The sequence below is a fragment of the Cypionkella sp. PAMC25878 genome, assembly GCF_058135695.1.
Window position 1 is genome coordinate 3605454 of the sequence record NZ_CM176871.1, and the last position, 20109, is coordinate 3625562.

25 protein-coding genes are annotated in these 20109 nt (G+C 59.4%); 16 read left to right on the top strand and 9 right to left on the bottom strand.

Annotation, left to right across the window (positions count from 1 at the left end; all coding sequences use genetic code 11):
- Window positions 1-15 precede the first annotated feature (15 nt).
- Window positions 16-1593, bottom strand: coding sequence for a Re/Si-specific NAD(P)(+) transhydrogenase subunit alpha (locus ACS5RD_RS17620; protein WP_489928461.1), 1578 nt, complete (start codon window positions 1591-1593; stop codon window positions 16-18).
- A 25-nt stretch (window positions 1594-1618) separates the two neighbouring features.
- Entirely contained in the window at window positions 1619-1906 is a 288-nt protein-coding gene (locus ACS5RD_RS17625) for a hypothetical protein (protein ID WP_489928462.1), read from the bottom strand.
- 79 nt (window positions 1907-1985) lie between these two features.
- On the opposite strand from ACS5RD_RS17625, the gene kynU reads away from it, so the two are divergent.
- The 3 genes from kynU (at window position 1986) to ACS5RD_RS17640 (ending at window position 5575) form a co-directional block, all read left to right on the top strand.
- Window positions 1986-3179: a kynureninase gene (kynU, locus tag ACS5RD_RS17630; RefSeq protein WP_489928463.1), complete on the top strand. Its 1194-nt coding sequence runs from the start codon at window positions 1986-1988 to the stop codon at window positions 3177-3179.
- Window positions 3180-3520: 341 nt separating this feature from the next.
- Window positions 3521-4318, top strand: coding sequence for a tryptophan 2,3-dioxygenase (kynA, locus tag ACS5RD_RS17635; RefSeq protein ID WP_054004717.1), 798 nt, complete (start codon window positions 3521-3523; stop codon window positions 4316-4318).
- Window positions 4319-4495: 177 nt separating this feature from the next.
- On the top strand, window positions 4496-5575 hold the full coding sequence (locus tag ACS5RD_RS17640; protein WP_489928464.1) for a L,D-transpeptidase: 1080 nt from the start codon (window positions 4496-4498) through the stop codon (window positions 5573-5575).
- Between the two features lie 75 nt (window positions 5576-5650).
- On the opposite strand, the gene ACS5RD_RS17645 is transcribed toward ACS5RD_RS17640, so the two are convergent.
- The 3 genes from ACS5RD_RS17645 to ACS5RD_RS17655 all read right to left on the bottom strand — a co-directional run bounded on the left by ACS5RD_RS17645 (window position 5651) and on the right by ACS5RD_RS17655 (window position 7492).
- Complete coding sequence (locus ACS5RD_RS17645; RefSeq protein WP_489928465.1) at window positions 5651-6334, bottom strand: D-lyxose/D-mannose family sugar isomerase; 684 nt, start codon at window positions 6332-6334, stop codon at window positions 5651-5653.
- A 112-nt stretch (window positions 6335-6446) separates the two neighbouring features.
- On the bottom strand, window positions 6447-6674 hold the full coding sequence (locus ACS5RD_RS17650) for an N-(5'-phosphoribosyl)anthranilate isomerase (protein WP_489928466.1): 228 nt from the start codon (window positions 6672-6674) through the stop codon (window positions 6447-6449).
- A 41-nt stretch (window positions 6675-6715) separates the two neighbouring features.
- The gene (locus ACS5RD_RS17655) at window positions 6716-7492 is read right to left on the bottom strand and encodes a gamma-glutamyl-gamma-aminobutyrate hydrolase family protein (RefSeq protein WP_489928467.1); all 777 of its coding nucleotides are present in this window, start codon (window positions 7490-7492) and stop codon (window positions 6716-6718) included.
- Between the two features lie 331 nt (window positions 7493-7823).
- Between ACS5RD_RS17655 and ACS5RD_RS17660 the strand changes: the two genes are divergently transcribed.
- Window positions 7824-8663, top strand: a complete 840-nt coding sequence (locus ACS5RD_RS17660; protein WP_489928468.1) for a DMT family transporter — start codon at window positions 7824-7826, stop codon at window positions 8661-8663.
- Between the two features lie 204 nt (window positions 8664-8867).
- Here ACS5RD_RS17660 and ACS5RD_RS17665 read toward each other — a convergent pair whose 3' ends face one another.
- The 4 genes from ACS5RD_RS17665 to ACS5RD_RS17680 form a co-directional block, all read right to left on the bottom strand.
- Window positions 8868-9047: a Stf0 family sulfotransferase gene (locus ACS5RD_RS17665; RefSeq protein ID WP_489928469.1), complete on the bottom strand. Its 180-nt coding sequence runs from the start codon at window positions 9045-9047 to the stop codon at window positions 8868-8870.
- Window positions 9048-9464: 417 nt separating this feature from the next.
- A complete protein-coding gene (locus tag ACS5RD_RS17670) occupies window positions 9465-9731 on the bottom strand; it encodes a hypothetical protein (RefSeq protein WP_489928470.1) in 267 nt (88 codons plus the stop codon).
- A gap of 417 nt (window positions 9732-10148) precedes the next feature.
- Complete coding sequence (locus ACS5RD_RS17675) at window positions 10149-10985, bottom strand: DNA adenine methylase (protein ID WP_489928471.1); 837 nt, start codon at window positions 10983-10985, stop codon at window positions 10149-10151.
- Window positions 10986-11456: 471 nt separating this feature from the next.
- Window positions 11457-12221: an XRE family transcriptional regulator gene (locus ACS5RD_RS17680; protein ID WP_489928472.1), complete on the bottom strand. Its 765-nt coding sequence runs from the start codon at window positions 12219-12221 to the stop codon at window positions 11457-11459.
- Window positions 12222-12333: 112 nt separating this feature from the next.
- Here ACS5RD_RS17680 and ACS5RD_RS17685 point away from each other — a divergent pair, with 112 nt between their 5' ends.
- From ACS5RD_RS17685 to ACS5RD_RS17740, 12 genes are read left to right on the top strand one after another with little or no spacing between them, the layout of a single operon-like run.
- Window positions 12334-12639 (top strand): helix-turn-helix domain-containing protein, encoded by a 306-nt coding sequence (locus ACS5RD_RS17685; RefSeq protein ID WP_489928473.1) that lies wholly within the window; start codon window positions 12334-12336, stop codon window positions 12637-12639.
- Entirely contained in the window at window positions 12636-12989 is a 354-nt protein-coding gene (locus tag ACS5RD_RS17690; RefSeq protein WP_489928474.1) for a hypothetical protein, read from the top strand. Before ACS5RD_RS17685 ends, ACS5RD_RS17690 begins: the two co-directional genes overlap by 4 nt.
- Entirely contained in the window at window positions 12989-13351 is a 363-nt protein-coding gene (locus ACS5RD_RS17695; protein WP_489928475.1) for a hypothetical protein, read from the top strand. Before ACS5RD_RS17690 ends, ACS5RD_RS17695 begins: the two co-directional genes overlap by 1 nt.
- The gene (locus tag ACS5RD_RS17700) at window positions 13348-13554 is read left to right on the top strand and encodes a hypothetical protein (protein WP_489928476.1); all 207 of its coding nucleotides are present in this window, start codon (window positions 13348-13350) and stop codon (window positions 13552-13554) included. The genes ACS5RD_RS17695 and ACS5RD_RS17700 overlap by 4 nt, the downstream gene beginning before the upstream one ends.
- Window positions 13555-13614: 60 nt before the next feature.
- Window positions 13615-14469: a ParB/RepB/Spo0J family partition protein gene (locus ACS5RD_RS17705; protein ID WP_489928477.1), complete on the top strand. Its 855-nt coding sequence runs from the start codon at window positions 13615-13617 to the stop codon at window positions 14467-14469.
- On the top strand, window positions 14469-14936 hold the full coding sequence (locus tag ACS5RD_RS17710) for a hypothetical protein (RefSeq protein ID WP_489928478.1): 468 nt from the start codon (window positions 14469-14471) through the stop codon (window positions 14934-14936). Before ACS5RD_RS17705 ends, ACS5RD_RS17710 begins: the two co-directional genes overlap by 1 nt.
- Window positions 14933-17092, top strand: coding sequence for a Mu transposase C-terminal domain-containing protein (locus ACS5RD_RS17715; protein ID WP_489928479.1), 2160 nt, complete (start codon window positions 14933-14935; stop codon window positions 17090-17092). Before ACS5RD_RS17710 ends, ACS5RD_RS17715 begins: the two co-directional genes overlap by 4 nt.
- A 34-nt stretch (window positions 17093-17126) precedes the next feature.
- Window positions 17127-17894, top strand: a complete 768-nt coding sequence (locus ACS5RD_RS17720; RefSeq protein ID WP_489928480.1) for an AAA family ATPase — start codon at window positions 17127-17129, stop codon at window positions 17892-17894.
- Between the two features lies 1 nt (window position 17895).
- The gene (locus ACS5RD_RS17725; protein WP_489928481.1) at window positions 17896-18471 is read left to right on the top strand and encodes a hypothetical protein; all 576 of its coding nucleotides are present in this window, start codon (window positions 17896-17898) and stop codon (window positions 18469-18471) included.
- Window positions 18459-18839, top strand: a complete 381-nt coding sequence (locus ACS5RD_RS17730) for a hypothetical protein (RefSeq protein ID WP_489928482.1) — start codon at window positions 18459-18461, stop codon at window positions 18837-18839. The genes ACS5RD_RS17725 and ACS5RD_RS17730 overlap by 13 nt, the downstream gene beginning before the upstream one ends.
- Before the next feature lies 1 nt (window position 18840).
- Window positions 18841-19470, top strand: a complete 630-nt coding sequence (locus ACS5RD_RS17735) for a DUF3164 family protein (RefSeq protein WP_489928483.1) — start codon at window positions 18841-18843, stop codon at window positions 19468-19470.
- Window positions 19470-20108, top strand: a complete 639-nt coding sequence (locus tag ACS5RD_RS17740) for a hypothetical protein (protein ID WP_489928484.1) — start codon at window positions 19470-19472, stop codon at window positions 20106-20108. Before ACS5RD_RS17735 ends, ACS5RD_RS17740 begins: the two co-directional genes overlap by 1 nt.
- Window position 20109 lies beyond the last annotated feature (1 nt).

Sequence of the window (20109 nt, forward strand, 5' to 3'; positions counted from 1 at the left end):
GACTTCCGCGCTCCCTTACGACTTCTGGAACATGGCAAGCATGCGCCGGGTGACCATAAAGCCACCGAAAATGTTGATCCCCGCCATGAACACCGCAAGCGCGCCCAGCACCATCACCAGCCAGCTGCCCGAGCCGATTTGCATCAGCGCGCCCAAGATGATGATGGATGAAATCGCATTGGTGATCGCCATCAGCGGCGTGTGCAAGCTGTGCGAAACGTTCCAGATCACCTGAACGCCGACATAAACCGACAGCACGAACACGATAAAATGCGACATAAAGGCGGCAGGCGCATACAGCCCGGCGAGCAGGATCAACCCGCCGCCGATCACCAACATGCCAACCTGAGAGCGAGTCTGCGCCTTGAACGCCACGACCTCTGCGGCGCGCTTTTCATCATGGGTCAATTCCTTGACCTTTTCCTTCGGCTTTTGCACCGCAATCGCCGCGATTTTCGGCGGCGGTGGCGGGAAGGTGATCTCGTGATCTTTGGCGACAGTCGCGCCCCGGATCACGTCATCACCCATATTGTGATCAATCACACCGTCTTTCTTTGGTGTAAGATCGGTCAGCATGTGCCTGATATTGGTGGAGTAAAGCGTCGAGGCCTGTGCGGCCATCCGGCTGGGGAAATCGGTGTAGCCAACAATCGTCACACCGTTATCCGACACGATCTTCTGATCCATCACCGTCAGATCACAGTTGCCGCCCCGCTCGGCGGCCAAATCCACCACGACCGAACCCGGCTTCATCATCGCCACCATATCGGCGGTCCACAGCTTCGGCGCAGGCCGTCCGGGGATCAGCGCGGTGGTGATCACGATATCCATCTCAGGTGCCAACTCACGAAATTTCGCCAGTTGCTTGGCCGCAAACGCGGGGCTGGAGGGGGCCGCATAGCCGCCCGTCGCCGCGCCATCCGGCAATTCGCTGGCATCAAACTCCAGATAGACAAACGAAGCGCCCATCGACTCGATCTGCTCGGCCACTTCTGGGCGCACGTCAAACGCATGCACAATCGCGCCCAAAGACACCGAGGTGCCAATCGCCGCCAACCCCGCCACGCCCGCGCCCACAACCAGCACCTTCGCCGGGGGCACCTTGCCCGCCGCCGTCACCTGCCCGGTGAAAAACCGCCCGAAATTCGAGCCCGCCTCGATCACCGCGCGATAGCCCGCGATGTTGGCCATCGACGACAAAGCGTCCATCTTCTGGGCGCGCGAAATCCGCGGCACCATATCCATCGCCACCACGGTTGCACCGCGCGCCTTGACGATTTCCAAGAGCTCCGGGTTCTGCGCTGGCCAGAACATCGAGATCAGCGTCTGGCCCTCGCGCAAAGCCTGCGCCTCGGCAATTTCCGGCCCGCGCACCTTCACCAGCACGTCGGCGGCGGCAACCACATCGGCAGCCGAGGCGAGAACCTCAACCCCTGCCTTGGCATAAAGCGCGTCGGAAAACCCCGCCTTCGTCCCCGCCCCGGCCTGAATGACGCATGTGTGCCCCAGTTTCACCAGTTGCAGCGCCGAATCCGGGGTCATCGCCACCCGGTTCTCGCCTGCAAAAATCTCGCTCAACGCACCTATTTTCACTGTGTTCCCCCGTAGTTTGCGCGGTTCAAGGAGCAACCGTGACCGCCAAATCCTTGCCGAGCCTTAACATTGCAGGCCCAGAGATCAACGTCTGATTGCCGCTTCCGGTGAAAAACCTGTCGGCAATGGGCGATTGCGGCGCGAAAACCCACGGGCGCACGAGCGTGCAGGTCGATTTTTCCACGCGAAGCGAGAAGCGCAGACATTTTTCCCGCCCTCTGGTTAAGCTCACAAAATCAACGGCATAGGTATCAGAATCATTGATAGCGCAAACATGCTCGGTCCAGGTGGCGAGCGCCCGTCCGCAAATCATTTCAAGCTTGAAATTTCAACCGTTCCCAGCTATTGCTTCGCGCAAAGCAAACTTGCAACCTGCCCGCACAGGAGCCGCCATGACCGATTTCGCCGCCACCAAAGCCCAGTTCCAACTGCCTGCGGGTATGATCTATCTGGACGGCAACTCGCTGGGGCCACTGCCGCGCGCCACAGCCGCACGGGTGGCGCAAACGGTCACCGCCGAATGGGGCGAGATGCTGATCACCGCTTGGAACAAAGCCGCGTGGATGGACAAACCGATGCGCGTCGGCGACCGCATCGCGCGCCTGATCGGGGCCGAGGCTGGCCATGTGGTGATGGGCGACACCCTGTCAATCAAGGTCTATCAGGCGCTTGCCTCGTGTTTGGAGATGAACCCGACCCGGAAAGTGATCCTGTCGGACACCGGCAACTTCCCCTCTGATCTCTACATGGCCGAGGGCCTCTGCCGCACCTTGGGCAACGGCTACACGCTGAAAACCGTCGCCCCCGAGGACGTTCTGGACGCAATCGACGACAGCGTGGCCGTCACCATGATCACCGAAGTCGATTACCGCACCGGACGCCGTCACGACATGGCCGCGATCACCGCCCGCGCCCACCAGCATGGCGCGCTCACCATCTGGGATCTGGCGCACTCCGCAGGGGCCTTCCAAGTCGAACTGGCCAAATGCAACGCCGACTTCGCGGTCGGCTGCACCTATAAATACCTCAACTCCGGCCCCGGCGGCCCGGCGTTTATCTACGTCGCCCCCCGTCATGCCGACACCGCCCGCCCCGCCCTATCCGGCTGGCAAGGCCACGCCGCCCCCTTCGCCTTCGATCTCGACTACCGCCCCGCGACGGGGGCCGAGCGGATGCGCGTCGGCACTCCGCCGATCCTGCAACTCGCTGCCCTAGAGGCCTCGCTGGATATCTGGGACACGGTGGATATGCAGGACCTGCGGGCAGCCTCTCTCAAACTACAAGACCAATACATCGCAGGCATTGAAGCCGCCTGCCCCAGCCTGACCCTCGCCACGCCCCGCAACCACCAAGATCGCGGCAGCCAAGTCTCGTTCCGCCACCCGGAAGGCTACGCCATCATGCAAGCCATGATCGCGCGCGGCGTGATCGGTGACTTCCGCGCCCCCGACATCATCCGCTGCGGCTTCACCCCCTTGTTCATCGACGAAGCCGACGTGGCAAAAGCCATCGCCATAATCGCCGACATCATGCAAAACAACCTCTGGGACCGCCCAGACTACAAAACCCGCGCGAAAGTCACCTGATGCCTTCGGCTTTCATCTTGGCAAAAATATCCCCGCCGGAGGCTCCCCGGCCCATCGCCGAAGCCTCCGGCGGGGATATTTTGACCAATGTGAGAGCCACAAGTGCAGCCCTCTGCCGCCCCGCTGGCTGGATCGCCCAGTGGCGCACCATTGGCAATCTTTCGGTGCTGAACTGCCAAACTCATTCCTGCGCCTGACGCCCCATTCGGGGAAAACCCAAATGACAGGAGAGAATGACCATGACCCCCAATCCAAAATCTGGCGATCCCAAATCCACCGACGAAAAATCCGGCTGCCCGATACATCCGGCCCCCTACAACCCGGCAACCGAAGGCGCGCAAATGTCGTTCGACGGGAGGATGTCCTACGGCGACTATCTGCACATCGACCAGATCCTATCCGCCCAGCGGCAACTGACCCCGGCGCATGACGAGATGTTGTTCATCATCCAGCACCAAACCTCCGAGCTCTGGATGAAGCTGGCGCTGCACGAGTTGAACGCCGCCCGCCAAACCATCGCCGCAGGCCGCGCGCCGGAAGCGTTCAAGATGCTCGCCCGGATTTCCCGGATTTTTGAGCAGTTGAACAACGCTTGGGACGTGCTGCGCACCATGACGCCGTCGGATTACACCACGTTCCGCGAAGGTTTGGGGCAGTCGTCGGGGTTTCAGAGCTGGCAATACCGCCTGATCGAATACGCCGTCGGCAACCGCAACCTGGCGATGCTGAAACCGCACGCCCACCGCGCCGACCTCACCGCCCTGTTGGAAGCCGAACTCGCCCGCCCCAGCCTGTACGACGAAGCCCTGCGCCACCTCGCTCGCGCGGGCCTGCCGGTGCCCGAAGACGTGCTGAACCGCGATCTGCGCCAGCCTTGGGTGGTGCATGAAGGTGTGCAGCGGGTGTGGGAAACCGTCTACCGCGATCCCACGCAATACTGGCAGGCCTATGAACTGGCCGAGAAACTGGTCGATTTCGAAGATTATTTCCGCCGCTGGCGCTTCAATCATGTGACCACGGTTGAACGCGTCATCGGGTTGAAACGCGGTACAGGTGGCACTGGCGGCGTGAGTTACCTGCGCCGGATGCTGGATGTAGAGCTGTTCCCCGAACTCTGGCATCTGCGCACGACTCTGTAACGGCGCACCATATGCTCGAGCCTGTGGCGCGGCCCTGATGCAAGCCATCCCACGACCTTGTGATTATACATATATTGGAAACAAGGGCTTTGACCTTGCTTTTCAGCTCCACTAGCGTCTTTACAAGAGAATCTGGGCGGCACCTCTCTGCCGCCCCATTTTGTGATAGGCTGACGGATGCGTTTTTTGACGGTTAAACTTCTGGCAGCGACAGCTTTGTCGCTGACACTCGCGGCCTGCGTGCCGGGCACAACCCTTCCCGGAGCGCCCGCCGCTGTCGCACAAGCCCCGGTGCCAACCGACAATGCGCTGCATTATGCGGGCGTCAGCGATGACGGCATAACTGTGCCGACGGTGCCGGTCGAGAAAGTGCCGCCGGAATTCCAGGTGCAGCAGGTCGATTATACCAGCGCCGAAGCGGTCGGCACCATCATCATCGCGCCGTCAGAGCGCCACCTCTATTATGTCAACGGCAAGAACACCGCGCTGCGCTACGGCATCGCTGTCGGTCGGGCGGGCTTCCAATGGGCAGGCGTCGCCAATATCACCAGCCGCACGCATTGGCCGAAATGGACGCCGCCGCCAGAAATGATCGACCGTCACCCCGAGCTTGCGAAATGGGAAAAGGGCCAGCCCGGCGGGCCGACCAACCCGTTGGGCGCGCGGGCTTTGTATCTGACCACCAATGGGGTGGATTACGGCTACCGCATCCACGGCACACCGGAATGGTTTTCGATCGGCAAAAACGCCTCGTCCGGCTGTATCCGCATGATCAACCAAGACGTGATGGATCTCTACAACCGCGTGCAGGATGGCGCCAAGGTTGTGGTGCTGAACGCCGACGGCAGCTATCCCGACAAACTGAAACTGCCGCCGCCTGCGCCGAAAAAGAAAAAACCAGCACCCGCCCCGGTTGAGGCCGTGGCCCCCGTGCTGAGCGCGACCCCAACCATGCTGCCGGGTGCCACGACCTTGCCCGCAGCACCTGCGGCGACGATTGCCCCGGCTGAGGCATCGCCTGCCGCAACCATGGCCCCGGATGCGACCATGGCTCCCGCCGCGACGATGGCCCCTGCGGCAGCGACCACCGCTCCGGCGGCAACTGCTCCGGTGGTTACAGCGCCAGATGCAACCGCTCCCGTGGCGACAGCGCCAGCAGTGACCGCTCCGGCAGCGACAACCGCGCCTGCGGTGACGGCTCCAGCCCCTGCCGTCTGCGCCGTGCCCTTGGTCAACGGCCTCTGCCCACAGCCGTAAGCGGAACACCCCAGCCAACAAAAAAACCCGCCTCAGACTGAGGCGGGTTTTTTCATGCTTAGATTTCCGACAGGCTCACAACCACTTATCGTAATCGCTGACCAGCAGATGCGCCGGCGCGACGTCTTCCTCAATATCGGCAAAGCGCCCAATCGGTTCGCGGAACACGTTGTCGGTGACATCGTCATTGACGGTGGAAACCTCGCCAATCAACACATCACCGCCTTCGCCCCAGAACGCATGCCAATCGCCCGGCATCAACGTCACAGATTCCCCCGGCGCGAGTTTCAGCTTGTCGCCCGGCTTGTAAGGCCGCTCAATCCCATCGCAGCGCACCAGCCCACCGCGATCCGCCGCCCAGTTGCCCGCATCATCCGATCCGTAGAGCTCAACCACCAAAGTCGCACCGCCCCGGTTGATGATATCCTCGGCTTTGATGACATGGGTGTGCATCGGCGACAGCTGGTCCTGCCGCGAAATCAATAGCTTCTCAGCATAACACATGCCGCCGCCACGTTGCAGATCGGCCAGCGAGCCATTGCGCAGGGTGAACAGAAACAGCCCCATCTGGTCAAACCGACCTTGGCCATAATCGGTGATATCCCAGCCGCAGCGCCCGTCAATCACCCGCGATGCAATCGGTTTATTGGCCTTGAACTCACCCGGCGACCAGTTGGCAAACGGCGGCAAGACAAAGCCATACTGGCGCACCATATCCTCTGCCCCAGCCATAATCTCATTGATACGCGACCGCTTCATCTTCACCCTCCCAAGAATCTGCCCGCAGTATACCGCCAATGTTTGCGCCAACAACGGCAAACCGGGCGCGGAATTCGCGCGAATTCCGGCACGATTTTCGCGCGAAAATCGCCTACGTTAAACGCCGGATCGGTTCATTGTTGCAGAAAATCACAAACTGCCCGGCATTTTCCACCACCGGAAATCCCCGCCGCTTGGCTTCGCTCAGAAATGCCTCACGTCCAATGTAACGCTCGACATCGCGCACCTTGCGCCGAATGATCGCGCCACTCGCCGCAGCTTGCGAGCCAAAAAGCTCCAAGAAAAACTGCTGCGCACTGATCGGAGGCAAAGCGGACATGCAAACATCCTGCCGCGCTTTGGTTAATAAATCCTAAACGCCTATCCCCGCGCCGCCCAAGCCCTGACAGCATCGCCAAACGCGGTGAACAAAGGCCGCGACACCGGATCATTCGCTGCATTCCACTCCGGGTGCCACTGCACCGACAGCGTAAACCCCGGCGCGCCCTGCACATACAAAGCCTCCGGCGTGCCATCCGGTGCCACCCCGTCAATCACAATCCGGCCGCCCACCCGCGCCACACCCTGCCCGTGCAGCGTGTTGGTCATCACTTCGGACGCCCCCATCAGCCGCGCAAACACCCCGCCTTCGGTGAATTTCACCACATGGCGATGCGCGAACACCTCCTCCATCGTGCCATCCGGCGGCATCCGGTGGTTCAAACGCCCCGGCAGATCGCGGATCTCGGGGTAAAGCGAGCCGCCCATTGCGACATTGACCTCTTGAAACCCCCGGCACACACCCAAAAACGGCTGGCCACTTTCAACACAAGCCCGGATCAGCGGCAAAGTGATCGCATCGCGCCCGCGGTCAAAGGCGCCATGCGCCGGAGTTTCCGGCTCGCCATATTCATCGGGATGCACATTGGGCCGCCCGCCGGTCAACAAAAACCCATCACAGACCGCCATCAGATCAGCGACCGAGACAAACCTAGGATCAGCCGGCACGATAAGCGGCACACAGCCCGCCACCTCCGCCACCGCTTCCGAGTTGATGTGCCCGGCGGCATGCACCTCATAGCGCTCGTTCATGGTATGGGCGTTGCCGATGATCCCGACAACGGGGCGGCGCGCGGCATTTGACGTAGCGGAGGGCATGACGGGCCTGCATTGCAATTTCACCCTATCATAGCAGCGCCCCCGGCAGGGTGAAGGCCGAAACTCCCCGCAACCGGGCTCCATCCGCAAATCCGCGTGATTTTTCAGCAGACCGCCCGAAACCGCAGCACAACAGCCATCCGCCACAACCGGAATCTATAGTTTCAACCCAAGCCCATCCCCGGCAGAATGTCGCAAACAGGCTGGACCGCCGCAGCCCGCGCCCCTAGACAGAGCCAAACGCCCCTCCGGGCAATCCCGCTGCAGGACGCCAGACCATGCCCCGCCCGCCCACCGCGCCGCTGATTGGCGTTGCCTTCATGCTGGGGCGATGGCCAGCCTGCCTTTCATCGACGTGTTCGCCAAGTTCCTCGGCCAGCAAGGCGTGCCGGTGCTGCAAATCGTCTGGGCCCGGCTCAGCGTCGGCGCGCTGGTGGCCCTGCCCTTCGCGCTCAGCCATCGCGGCCCAAAAGGCCTGATCCCCGACCGCCCAGCCTATCACGGATTGCGTGCCACCTTCCTGATCCTCGCCACCTTCTGCTTCTTTCTATCGCTGAAATTCCTGCCCATCGCCGATGCGCTGGCGATCTTCTTTGTGCAGCCGCTGGTGGTCACCGTTCTGTCGGCGCTGGTGCTGAAAGAAGCCGTGCCGCGCAACCGCTGGGCCGCCGTCGCCGTGGGCTTTATCGGCACGCTGATCATCATCCGCCCCGGCTTTGTCGCGCTGAACCCCGGCAGCCTTTTGGCCCTCGCCGCAGGCACCTTCCTTGCGATCTATTTCGTGATGACCCGCCACATCTCGGGCCGCGCCCCAGCCATGGTCACCACCTTCCAAACCAATGCGGTGGGTGCGGTGTTTCTCAGCCTCGCGATGCCCTTCATCTGGCACACTCCAACGCCCGGCCAATGGCTGATGTGCGCAGGCCTCGGCGCCATCGCTACCTTCGGCCACTACCTGATCGTGCGCGCCTATGATTATTCCGAGGCCTCACTGCTGGCCCCACTGGCCTACACCGAGATGGTGGTCGCCACCGCCGTCGGCTGGTATTTCTTCGGCGATTTCCCCGATGCCCTGACCTTCCTCGGCGTCGCCGTGCTGATCGCCTGCGCGCTGTACATCACAATGACCGAGCGTAACCGAGTCACTCCCGACGCGATAGAGCAGCCATAGTTACCTCATGTAATGCATAAAGATAAATCCGCAAGATATTGATATTTAAAACAATATCAATACCAAAAAAACCGCCCCGGCTTTCACATTGGCGCAAATACCCAGACCGGAATGCCAAAGCATTCCGGTTAGCAGGTGGCGCACCTCCCCGCAAACACCCCCGCTAAAATCCAATCCCACAGCAGCGCAGCCTCTGCCACATGCTCAAACCTGCGCCGCCAAATCCAACCAATACCGCCGCATCCAGTCCGCACTCACCGCATCCGCCAGCTTCTCCACCCCCGGTCGCAGACTGCCCGCGACAGGCTCCGCCACGCCCAAAGCCGCGCAAATCCGCGCCACCTCTGCCACCGGGTCAGTGTAGGGGGGGACTACCTTTGTCATCTCAAGTGAAAAGAGCCCACGGCTACCCAAGCCATTGATAACGACAGATATAAAGGCGGCAAAAGCTGACGGTGGCCGTGTGTGGCGATGAAAGATGGTGGGTGAAAATGCGGGGAAACTGTGCATCTAGCGCGCAGAATCTTTCATTGTGCTGGCAGAGTCCGCGCATTGCCTAGCACCCGGCTAACATTCAATGAAATAAGGGGATTGGCGGGAATGGGCGGCTGCAAACTTGATGGCACAGGCGCGCATGAGGGAGGCTTAGCAGCGGCGACTGGCACCCCAAGGTCGGAAATTCGTGCCGACCTTGGGGTGCCAGTTCCGACCTTGGGCAAGCCATTGAATAGGCTTAATAAAAACGCACTACCTTGCGAGCGATAAATTTAGTGAGGTCGGAACAGGCCAAGCGTTAGAAATTCAACCAAGCGCCGCGTTTCTAACGCCCAGCGGCCAGTTGGAAATCAGCAGTTCGGCCCGATCACTGCCGTCGCCAGTTCGGTTGGCGATGCTGTAAGTGGTCGTCACCGCCTCGATATGGAAGGCGGCGAATATCTCGCGGATTTCGGGCACATCGTTGATCGAGAGGATGAACCGACCTTGGATGTGGCCGAGCTGGTCGGCCATGCGCGCGAAGCAGGCGCGGTCGAACATCGCCTTGCTGTAGGGGGGGACTACCTTTGTCATCTCAAGTGAAAAGAGCCCACGGCTACCCAAGCCATTGATAACGACAGATATAAAGGCGGCAAAAGCTGACGGTGGCCGTGTGTGGCGATGAAAGATGGTGGGTGAAAATGCGGGGAAACTGTGCATCTAGCGCGCAGAATCTTTCATTGTGCTGGCAGAGTCCGCGCATTGCCTAGCACCCGGCTAACATTCAATGAAATAAGGGGATTGGCGGGAATGGGCGGCTGCAAACTTGATGGCACAGGCGCGCATGAGGGAGGCTTAGCAGCGGCGACTGGCACCCCAAGGTCGGAAATTCGTGCCGACCTTGGGGTGCCAGTTCCGACCTTGGGCAAGCCATTGAATAGGCTTAATAAAAACGCACTACCTTGCGAGCGATAAATTTAGTGAGGTCGGAACAGGCCAAGCGTTAGAAATTCAACCAAGCGCCGCGTTTCTAACGCCCAGCGGCCAGTTGGAAATCAGCAGTTCGGCCCGATCACTGCCGTCGCCAGTTCGGTTGGCGATGCTGTAAGTGGTCGTCACCGCCTCGATATGGAAGGCGGCGAATATCTCGCGGATTTCGGGCACATCGTTGATCGAGAGGATGAACCGACCTTGGATGTGGCCGAGCTGGTCGGCCATGCGCGCGAAGCAGGCGCGGTCGAACATCGCCTTGCCGTAGTCCGTTTCGCAACCCCAATAGGGTGGGTCGCAATAAAACAGCGTGCCCGGCCCGTCGTATCTGCGGATGAAGTCAGACCAGTCCAAACACTCGATCACAACGCCAGAGAGGCGGCTGTGCAGGTCTTCGAGCATCGGCTCCAAAGTGGTCAGGTTGAAGCGGCTGGGGCGGTCTTTTGACACGCCGAAGTTGCGGCCTGAAACCTTGCCGCCGAAAGCTGTGCGCTGGAGGTAAAGGAAGCGCGCGGCGCGTTCGAGATCGGTTAGGGTTTCCGGGTTTGTATCGACCAAGCGGTTGAACTCAGCCCGCGTGGTCAACTGGAACCGCAGCACCTCGAGAAATTGCGGATAGTGGCGCTGAAGAATTCGGAAAAGGTTCGCAACATCCCGACCAAAGTCATTAATCACCTCGGCCTTGGGGCGCTGGGTTCTGCGCAGGAAAATGCCCCCCATGCCGACGAATGGCTCTGCATAAGTGGTGCAAGGCGTGGCGTCGATAACCGCGCATATGCGCTTCGCCAGATTGCGTTTTCCGCCCAGCCAAGGGGCGACGGGGGTTGTCGGTTCGACGTTGGTCAAGGGCACGTTCATGTCTGTCCTGCATGATTTGGGTTACCCAGAACATAGCAGGAACAGTAGATCATGTCAGCCAAGAAGCGGTGTGCAAATACTCAGCGCCGGAAGTCGAACAACACACTTCCTGTGCGGCCGTTGTCCAGCTTGAATGCCCCGTGTTGCTGCAGTTGGATATTATCCCAAGTCACGAGAATTGTCCCCTTAGCTCCGTCCGAGCAGTTCATCGGGAAAGTTCTGCGCACGGGAACAGGTTGGCCAGCAGGTCCGTTCTCAAATACGCTGCGGCAGCTCCATCCGGCGGGGCTTGCAATGTCCAAGGTTATCGTCGTCCCGGCGGCGGCGGGGCTAACATCCATCAGCACAGAGAGCGGCTCACCATTACTTAACTGACCTTGGCCGCCGATCTGACCACCACACCCTGATACTATTGCCAAAGCGATTACGGGGAGCGTTGAACGAAGAATATGACGTGACATGGATAACCTTTCAGGGTGTTCGGCAAAAATAGATGACACGACCGATGATGCGCAGATGATCAAGGCGTTCGGCTGGGATGGTCTCGATGGGATATGCAGGATTGTCCGAGGCCAATTCGATCATGCCGTCTAGGCGTCGACGTATGCGTTTTACCAGCAAATCATCGCCGATACCGATCACAGTGATGTAGCCGTTGGATACCTCACGCTGACTGTGGTCCACGATAAGTAATGATCCGTCTGGAATGGTTGGCGTCATGCTGTCGCCGCGCGCTTTGATCACGGTGCAGTGATCTGGTGATGCGCCCTTGTCGCGCAAAAACTGACGGTCGAAGGCGATGACATCAATCTGGTGCTCCGCTTGCAAAGCTACTCCAGGGCCAGCTGAGGCGCTTATTTCATAGCGCGGCAAGCGTATGAAATCTACACGTTCAAGATCGCTGATTGCTGGATCGGTCTTACTGACCGGCTTTGATGCCCCCTCGTAGGTCGCGACGATAGTTCCGTCAGCCCGGCGCACCTTTGTGCCTACTCGTGGATCAATATCTTGAGCAATACGCCCTGTCAGGACAAAAACAATATCTGCTCCAATATCCCCAATTTTCACCAAATAATCAGAGGTCGGCGCGCTTCCCTTCTCGTAAAGCCGTTGCGACCCCTTTGAAACGCCTGTTTTTGCGGCAAAATCCACAAGGGTGTAGCCGAGCCTCTCACGTTCAGACCGAATCCTGCCCCCCCTGTCAATATCTTGATTTTTTGGCGTTGACGAAATCAATATCTTAACCTAACTTCACTGTATGCAGCCGCCTGTTAGCCGCTGCTGTTGTCCATGTGTCACCAATAAAAAGCGGGTGTTCGCGCACCCGCCTTCCACTGGAGGAATTCCAATGAACCAACGCCCGAGCCCGGCGCTGGACTGGCCCGGCATTGTCGCCGAGCTCCACCGCCGGGGTATGACCCTGACTGAACTTGCCCGCCGGAGTGGCCTTCACGCTGCCGTCTGTCGGCAGGTCAAAGATCGCACCAACTACAAGGGCCAGAAGGTCATTGCTGAGTTCCTCGAGTTGAAACCCGAGGCGCTCTGGCCCGACCGCTATCCCAAGGGAAAACCTCGTATTCTCGATACCAACAAATATCCGCCAATGGCGAGTCAAAAAGCACAACCGGACGCTGACAAGAGGGCCGCAGCATGACCCTCCGTTTGTCAGTAAACCGCTGCGGCTTTGACATGAATTCGGGCGAATTGCGCGATGCGATTGCCGACCTGACCCGCACGGCTGGCGAGATCGGCGAGGTAATCGGCATGATCAACGCGAGCGTCTCTGCCCCTCCGGCAGCGGTTCGTGCTCGTGCATCCGCTCTTCGTATCCATCGTGGCTGGCTGATCGATCAGGCCGAACTGCTAAAGGCCAAGCTGCGGCAGTGCGAAGATCGTGCCCGCCAACAGTTGATCCGTCGCGCCATCGATAGTCGTACTGTGACGCTGCTTCCCAGTCCCTACGCATCGCAAATCAAGGCCCGCGAAGAACGGGCGGTGCTGTGATGGGTGAGGTTTTGCAGCTGCGCGTCCCAGCCATCAAACTCGGGCATGACGACGTGATCCTCGTGCCACGTGAAACCAACACGGAAACCGCGCGGGCGGTGCTGGCGCGACCCGACCAGCATACCGAAAGCATGATGCGCGCCGCATGTATCTGGCTGCGCGACAATAGCGACTGGGTCGATCAAGAGCGGGCGCGGCATGTCTTGAAGGTGCTGGACCGCCAAAAGATCGAAGATGCCTGCTGGGCACGTGAGAAGCGCGAAATGTACGTCATCGGCCTGTTTGCTTTGGTCTGCGTGATCGGGATTTCGGTCTTTGACGCGGCATGGGGCCAGCATCTGGCGGCGGGGTTGGCGCGATGAAAATGACACCGCAGCAAGCTCATCTTCAAATGCTGATTTTTCAGCAAATTACGGGTGAATTTGATGGCGGGCCGCAGTGGCCCCATGGACGCCCTCAAACGTGGGATGACGTCGTCGCCGTCCTGTCGAGATGCCTCGAAATTGCCCAGTCGAACGAGGAATTTGGCCTGAGTTTCCCCCTGGGGATGGCCTTACCAACCTAAAATAACAATGGCACTGCGCGGCCAACGCGCAGGCATTAATTCGTGTTTACAGGCACCTGAATGAACAACTTACTCTGTCTTCCCCTCGATCAGATCGAGGTCCCGTCCGACCGTGCGCGGGATTTTGACCCGACATGGGCGGAAGCCTTGGCCGCGATCATTGCAAAGCAAGGATTGCAGCATCCGATCCGTGTTCGAATGATTGGCAACACCTACCGCCTCATCGCAGGCCGGGTACGCCTTGAAGCCTACCGCCTGCTCAACCTTCACGAAATCGCCGCAACGCTTTCGCTTGCTAAATCAGACGACGAGGCACGTTTGGAGGAGGTGATGGAAAACCTCGGGCGGGCGGAACCCATCGCTCTGGATCATTGCCATCACCTTTACGAATTGAAGCAAGTCTGGGAGCGGATGTATCCCCAAGCCAAGCGCGGTGGCGATCATGGGAACCAGCATACGGGAGGCAAACTGCCAACTTGGCAGTTTGGCACGGACGGTCAGAAAGCCCCGGAGGTATTCGGTTTTGCGGAGGTGACAGCGCATAAGATCGGACTGTCGTGGCGCTCGATTATGCGTGGTGTCAAAATCTGGTCCGACCTGACGCCCGACAGCCGCCAGCGGCTTGCAGGCACGTCTTGGGCGGAAAAGCAGTCGGAACTTGTGCTGCTCTCCGGCGAAAAGCCCAAACGGCAAGCAGAAATCCTCGACAAGCTGTTGGCGCAAAATGCCCGTGTTTCCTCGGTGGCCGATGCGATGGGGCTGCTCAACAATGGCGTCATCTTTGATGACATTGAGCGCAAATTCCTGACGGCCAACAAGGTTTTCGGGAAGTTGGCCGATCCGGTGCTTGATCGCCTTATCGCCGCCAACGAAGAGCGCATCGTCGCGTCCTTGCAGCGTCAGGGCCGCATCTGATGGCCCGGCACCGCGACCCTTTGACAAAAGACCTGTTCAGTTGGCAGCCGCCTAAGGTGGCAGTTGGCTATGGTCCTGATGTTGCTGGGCGCGGTGCCTTGGAAAACAAGATTGCGCGGCTGATTTCGCGTGCGCTGCGCGATGCCAGAGCAGAGGGGCGACTGGACCGCGCTGATATTGCAGGCCGCATGTCGCTGTATCTGGGGCGCACGGTTTCAGAGGCAATGTTGAACAAATGGTCGTCAGAAGGCTCTGAAGATCACCGTATTCCACTGGATGCGTTCATCGCCCTTGTTGATGCCACAGGCGCGCAGGATTTGCTGGGCTTTGTGCCGGGTGAGTTCGGGCTGACCGTCATTGAAAGCGAATACGCTGAAATGATCGAAGAGCAGCTATTGGACGAGCATATCGAAGAAATGCAGTCGCGCAGGCAAGTGCTTTCAGCGCGTCGGAAGGTGCGGAAATGACGCAGGTTTTCTTCACAGCGCGCGAGCTGGCCGAGATCGCCACCAAGCGTGGGGTTATCGCCTTCCCACAAAGCGAACGCGGCGTTCGAATTTACGCGGATCGAGAGGGATGGAGTGATCTACCACCGAACCTTTGCCGCAAACGGGTAGGAACGGCTGGCGGCGGTGGGCGCGAATATCATCAATCGCTGCTGCCATTTGAATTGCAGCAGGCCTTGGCCAGCAGAGATATGAAAGTGCATCGGGCTGCAGAAATCCTGCAGCGTCAGGAATCTGACGGTCGTAAGCTCGCAGCCCTGAAAACCGCCTCGCTCTCGGCCAATCAGCGCGGGGTGATGGAGGCGCGGTCGCAGGTTCTGCTCGCGATTGAAGCCTATCAAAACATTGACAATAAATCGCGCCCATCGGCGGTCCGCGATTTTGACTTGGCGCAGAAAGAATTTCGTCACTGGCTCACTGATCCCGAGATGTTCGGTCTGTCTGACGCAGTGCTGAAAATGGCCAATGACCGATCCAAAGGTGATGGCTTGATCAGCACTCGCACCATCCAGCGTTGGTTTGCAGCCCGTGAGGCACGCGGCGTTGCGGGTCTTGCTCCGGTCGTCAGTAAAGAAGCCGATCCCGTGCCTCCGGGTTTTGTGGATTTCCTGAAGCACTATGCCATCGGCTCCAAACCACACGCGACCGAGGCGCTCGCCGCCTATCTGGACACCAAACCACCGTTTCCGCTGACCATTGATCAGGTGCGCCACACTCTGAAGGTCAAGCTGAACGACATCGAAAAGAACGTCGGTCGTGAAGGATTGCTGACGCTGCGGTCGCGCATGGCCTACATCCAGCGGACGACCGAGGGCCTTTGGCCGACCACGATTTACACTGCCGATGGCAAAACTTTTGACGCCGAAATCGCCGATCCGGTCAGCGGCAACGCTATCCGCCCGGAAATCACCTCGGTGCTGGACGTCGCCACCCGCAAATGTGTCGGCATCGCGATCTCGCGCAAGGAAAACGTCATAGCGGTGGTTGAGGCGCTGCGTCGGTCCTGCACCAGCAACGGCATTTGTGCCATTTTCTACACGGATCGTGGTCCGGGATACAAAAACAAGACGGTTGACGGCGATGTTGGCGGGTTGATGGGTCGTCTCAGCATCACCAAAATGCACGCCCTGCCTTACAATTCGCAGGCGAAGGGCATCATCGAACGCTTCAACGGCACCTGTTGGAACCCGCTGGCCCGCCGTCTCCCCACCTACATCGGCGAGACGATGGATAAGCAGGCCGGAAACGCAATCCACAAGCTGACCCGTTCGGAAATCAAGCAGTTCGGTCGATCCAACAGCCTGCCGACGTGGGAACATTTCCTTGCGATGTGCGAACAGACGGTCGCGGAATACAACGATGCGCCGCACAGCGGCCTGCCGAAGATCGAAGATCCTGCCACAGGCAAGATGCGGCATATGTCGCCCAATGAATGCTGGGCCTCGCATGTCGCATCCGGATTTGAGCCGGTCATGGTTGACACCGACGAGGAAGATGACCTGTTCCGACCCTACGAGGTGCGGATTTGCCGCCGTGCCTTGGTTGAGTGGAACAAAAACCAGTATTTTCACATCGATCTCGAGGCTTGGCACAGCCGCAAGGTTTGGGTCGGCTATGATCTGCATCAAGCCGACAAGGTTTGGGTGCGTGAGTTCGAGGAAGAGGATGGTCAGCCGGGTCGCTTGATCTGTGTGGCCGAATTCTCGGGCAACAAAGAGCGTTACATCCCGCAAACCTATCAGCGCGAGGCTGAAGAGAAGCGTGTCAAAGGTCAGCTGAAGCGCGTCGACAAGAAGCGCCAGCAGATCATTGAGCAGTTGGATGATGACCGCCTGATTGATCTTGGCGTCGTCATGCCGATGCCGTTCCTCACGCCGGAGCCGGAGCTGGCCGAGATGGCGCGCCCGATGCACTTCCCGAAACCGAAGGCAGTGCCGCGCGCGCAGCACCCCGATGTCGAACTGGCATTTGATGTGCTGGCCGACCCGTCGAAGCTCACCAGTGGGCGGCGTCAGCTTTTGCTGGAGCTAACGGCGGGCCGGGCGGGGCGTGAACTTTTGAGAATATCAGGCGTGGACCTTGCCATGTTGGACGACCTGCTGAGGTCCGCCGCCTGATCACTGACGAGCAGTAGAAGAGAGGACAGACTACATGAGACCGACCTTTGTTGAAACCAGAAACTACCTCGAGTTCATCGGGGCTATGACCGCAATGCAGGCGCGTGGCGCGGATGAATGCCTTTTCGTCATCGTTGATGGAGAGCCGGGCTTGGGCAAAACTACCATTTTGCAACGATGGGCTGCAATGGAAACCTGCGTCTATTTGCGCGCAAAGACCGAGTGGAAGCCCTATTGGATGCTGGGCGAACTGCTTGTGGGGCTCGGCGTCCAAAAAGTACCAAACGGCTATGAAAATCGTTTCCGCGCCTGCATCGGCGCGCTGGGTGAACGGCGGTTGGCTGCTCAAACAAGCCGTCAGCAATTTGCCATCATCATCGACGAAGCCGATCACGTCTCATCCAAGGGCTCGTTGATCGAAAACCTGCGCGATCTGACTGATTTGACGCATGTGCCCTTCGTCCTCGTTGGCATGGGCAGTATCCGGGACAACCTCACAAAGCACCCGGCGACGGCGAGTCGCGTCAGTCGCTATGTGAAATTTCAACCGGCTGATCTTGACGGCGTTTCGCAATTTCTCGCCGCCAAATGCGAGATTCCGGTGGCTCCAGATTTGGCGGCTTTCGTCACTCAGGCCACGCGTGGTTTCAATCGCGAAATTCTCGAAGCGATCCGAGCAATCGAACGGTTTGGCCAGCGCAATGCACCGGAAGAGCCGAAGGGCCTGACCTTGCGCGAAATGGCCGGGCAACTGCTGTCCAATGACCGCAAGGGTCGTGAAATCTTTGTGCCGGGGCGCTGAGATGAAAGAGGCAAGGGTTCAAACGGAGATTATTGCTGCAACAAAATGCGCATGTCTCAACATCGACGAACTGACCACGGCTTTAGGCTATCATCGCTGTTTTTTGGTGCGGTCTCTGTCTGGCATGGTTCTTCGCGGTATCGTGGAACGGCGCGAAAAGGGTTGTTACTCCGCCACGAAATTCGGGCTCGACCTACTGGAAAAGCACGGTTTCATACCCTTCGGGTCGCCAACCACAAAGAGGGCAAGCCGTGCGCCCGTGCGGGGCACTTTGCGTCAGCGGGCTTGGAACGTCATGCGTATCCAATCACCGTTCACAGTTCGCGGCGTTGCGGCTTTAGCGTCGAAGGATAGGTCTGGTGCCGAACATAGCCTCTATAAATGGTTTAGCGCCTTAGAGGCGGCAGGCTACATCCGCCGCGAACCCCGCAGAGACCCGTCTGAAGTTCATGGTAGCAACGGCTTGCTGCGTTTTCGACTGGTGCAAAATACCGGCATGGCCGCGCCAATCCACAGCGTAGAGCATGGCTGCATCCGCGACCCGAATACCGGGAAGGATACGCCATGCAAAAAGTAGCGCTTGGCCTTGATCTTCCCGATCCTGAGTGGGTGCAGCTGCTGCGCTCGGAGGTCGATGTAAAGCGCCGCAGCATTGCAGCAGTCGCCCGTGACATCGACATGCCACGCCCTTCGCTTTCGATGCTGTTGGCGGGCACATATCCGGCTGGGCTCGACAAGGTTTCAGCGAAATACGCCGCAAAGGTTGTCTCGCTGTTTCGTGGTCAGGTTCTTTGCCCCCACCTCCGCACCGGCATCGGCATCGACGTCTGCAAGCGCCACGCAGCAGCGCCGATGATGATGTCCAGCCCGGACCAACTGAAATTCTGGGCGGCATGCCGCGCGTGCCCCCTCAACCCCTTCACCCCCATCAAAAAGGAGGCCTGAAATGGCAGCTGACTTCATTATCACTGGCGACCATCCGACCCATATGCTCGACAGCAAGGGGCGCGCGGTGCCTGTCGCCAACGTCAAAGACGCGGACAAGCTGATCTCGCAAACCGTCGATAAAATCCACGGCTTTGCCGATGATTTGAACGGTCAGGTTGAGCGGTTCAAGGGCCACACCTATGACGACGTCTACACCACGGTCGCGCTTCTGGCCGAGCAGTATGGCGTCAAGCGCGGCGGCGAGAAGGGTAATATCACCCTGACCAGCTTTGACGGCCTGAAGCGCGTCAGAATCAGCATCGCAGATCAGGTGGCATTTGGCCCCCAGCTGCAAATCGCCAAGCAACTGGTCGATCAATACATTGAGGAATTCCGGGACCGTATCCCCGATGAAATCATGCCGCTGCTGACCCATGCTTTTCACATGGAAAAGCCCGGCGTGGTAAATTCTGACGCTGTTTACGGGCTGCAAAACCTCAAGATTGACCATCCGGTCTGGGAACAGGCGATGCGCGCGATCACCGACAGTCGGGTGCTGATCGGGTCTAAATCCTACGTCGTGATCGAACGTCGAGCCGACTATGGCGCGGCTTGGAAGCAGGTCACCATCAATCTGGCGAAAGCCTGATGACCATGCAAATCCCGTTTCACACCTCGCGCGGCACGGTTGATCTGGCGATGCTTCGACCAGGTGATTTTGCCGGTTCGATGATCGCCGAGGCGCTCTCCAAGATCAACCGCTTCACCGGCCAAAGCCGCTTGCCTTGGTCGGTGGCGGCGCATTCGGTGCTGGTGGAGGCGCTGTGCCCCACCAAGGCGCTGAAAGGTTGGGCGTTGCTGCACGACGCGCATGAAGCTTTCCTCGGCGACATCTCGACGCCTGCCTTGGAGCTGATCTGTGCTTCCGGCAGCCCGGTCGCGGTCCAGAACGCGATCAACAATGCCAAGGGCCGCGTGGATAGGGCAATCGGTGCGGCGTGGTCTTGCGCCCCGCAACCGATGAGCTTGGAAATCCGCCGCGCTGACTGGATCGCGCTGCAAGCCGAGCGGCTTTACTTTTTCGGCGAGCCGCTCCCGGCAGAACTGACCGACGAAGAGCGCCGGGACGCTACCAATGGTGCGGCCCTCATTCAAAGCCTGCCGCACGGCTCGGATTGGCTATGGGCAGCCCGCACATGGCTCCATCGCGCGCAACAACTCGAAATCGACGGGCTGCTGACGCTGCCCAGCGAGACTACCCCGTCCAGCACATCGCTGGCCGGATAAT

Excerpts from the sequence above, each read along its gene's own strand:
- ACS5RD_RS17625 (WP_489928462.1), bottom strand. The coding sequence starts at position 1,906 with ATGATTTGCGGACGGGCGCTCGCCACCTGGACCGAGCATGTTTGCGCT.
- kynU (WP_489928463.1), top strand. The coding sequence starts at position 1,986 with ATGACCGATTTCGCCGCCACCAAAGCCCAGTTCCAACTGCCTGCGGGT.
- kynA (WP_054004717.1), top strand. The coding sequence starts at position 3,521 with ATGTCGTTCGACGGGAGGATGTCCTACGGCGACTATCTGCACATCGAC.
- ACS5RD_RS17640 (WP_489928464.1), top strand. The coding sequence starts at position 4,496 with ATGCGTTTTTTGACGGTTAAACTTCTGGCAGCGACAGCTTTGTCGCTG.
- ACS5RD_RS17645 (WP_489928465.1), bottom strand. The coding sequence starts at position 6,334 with ATGAAGCGGTCGCGTATCAATGAGATTATGGCTGGGGCAGAGGATATG.
- ACS5RD_RS17650 (WP_489928466.1), bottom strand. The coding sequence starts at position 6,674 with ATGTCCGCTTTGCCTCCGATCAGTGCGCAGCAGTTTTTCTTGGAGCTT.
- ACS5RD_RS17655 (WP_489928467.1), bottom strand. The coding sequence starts at position 7,492 with ATGCCCTCCGCTACGTCAAATGCCGCGCGCCGCCCCGTTGTCGGGATC.
- ACS5RD_RS17660 (WP_489928468.1), top strand. The coding sequence starts at position 7,824 with ATGGCCAGCCTGCCTTTCATCGACGTGTTCGCCAAGTTCCTCGGCCAG.
- ACS5RD_RS17665 (WP_489928469.1), bottom strand. The coding sequence starts at position 9,047 with ATGACAAAGGTAGTCCCCCCCTACACTGACCCGGTGGCAGAGGTGGCG.
- ACS5RD_RS17670 (WP_489928470.1), bottom strand. The coding sequence starts at position 9,731 with ATGACAAAGGTAGTCCCCCCCTACAGCAAGGCGATGTTCGACCGCGCC.
- ACS5RD_RS17675 (WP_489928471.1), bottom strand. The coding sequence starts at position 10,985 with ATGAACGTGCCCTTGACCAACGTCGAACCGACAACCCCCGTCGCCCCT.
- ACS5RD_RS17685 (WP_489928473.1), top strand. The coding sequence starts at position 12,334 with ATGAACCAACGCCCGAGCCCGGCGCTGGACTGGCCCGGCATTGTCGCC.
- ACS5RD_RS17690 (WP_489928474.1), top strand. The coding sequence starts at position 12,636 with ATGACCCTCCGTTTGTCAGTAAACCGCTGCGGCTTTGACATGAATTCG.
- ACS5RD_RS17695 (WP_489928475.1), top strand. The coding sequence starts at position 12,989 with ATGGGTGAGGTTTTGCAGCTGCGCGTCCCAGCCATCAAACTCGGGCAT.
- ACS5RD_RS17700 (WP_489928476.1), top strand. The coding sequence starts at position 13,348 with ATGAAAATGACACCGCAGCAAGCTCATCTTCAAATGCTGATTTTTCAG.
- ACS5RD_RS17705 (WP_489928477.1), top strand. The coding sequence starts at position 13,615 with ATGAACAACTTACTCTGTCTTCCCCTCGATCAGATCGAGGTCCCGTCC.
- ACS5RD_RS17710 (WP_489928478.1), top strand. The coding sequence starts at position 14,469 with ATGGCCCGGCACCGCGACCCTTTGACAAAAGACCTGTTCAGTTGGCAG.
- ACS5RD_RS17715 (WP_489928479.1), top strand. The coding sequence starts at position 14,933 with ATGACGCAGGTTTTCTTCACAGCGCGCGAGCTGGCCGAGATCGCCACC.
- ACS5RD_RS17720 (WP_489928480.1), top strand. The coding sequence starts at position 17,127 with ATGAGACCGACCTTTGTTGAAACCAGAAACTACCTCGAGTTCATCGGG.
- ACS5RD_RS17725 (WP_489928481.1), top strand. The coding sequence starts at position 17,896 with ATGAAAGAGGCAAGGGTTCAAACGGAGATTATTGCTGCAACAAAATGC.
- ACS5RD_RS17730 (WP_489928482.1), top strand. The coding sequence starts at position 18,459 with ATGCAAAAAGTAGCGCTTGGCCTTGATCTTCCCGATCCTGAGTGGGTG.
- ACS5RD_RS17735 (WP_489928483.1), top strand. The coding sequence starts at position 18,841 with ATGGCAGCTGACTTCATTATCACTGGCGACCATCCGACCCATATGCTC.
- ACS5RD_RS17740 (WP_489928484.1), top strand. The coding sequence starts at position 19,470 with ATGACCATGCAAATCCCGTTTCACACCTCGCGCGGCACGGTTGATCTG.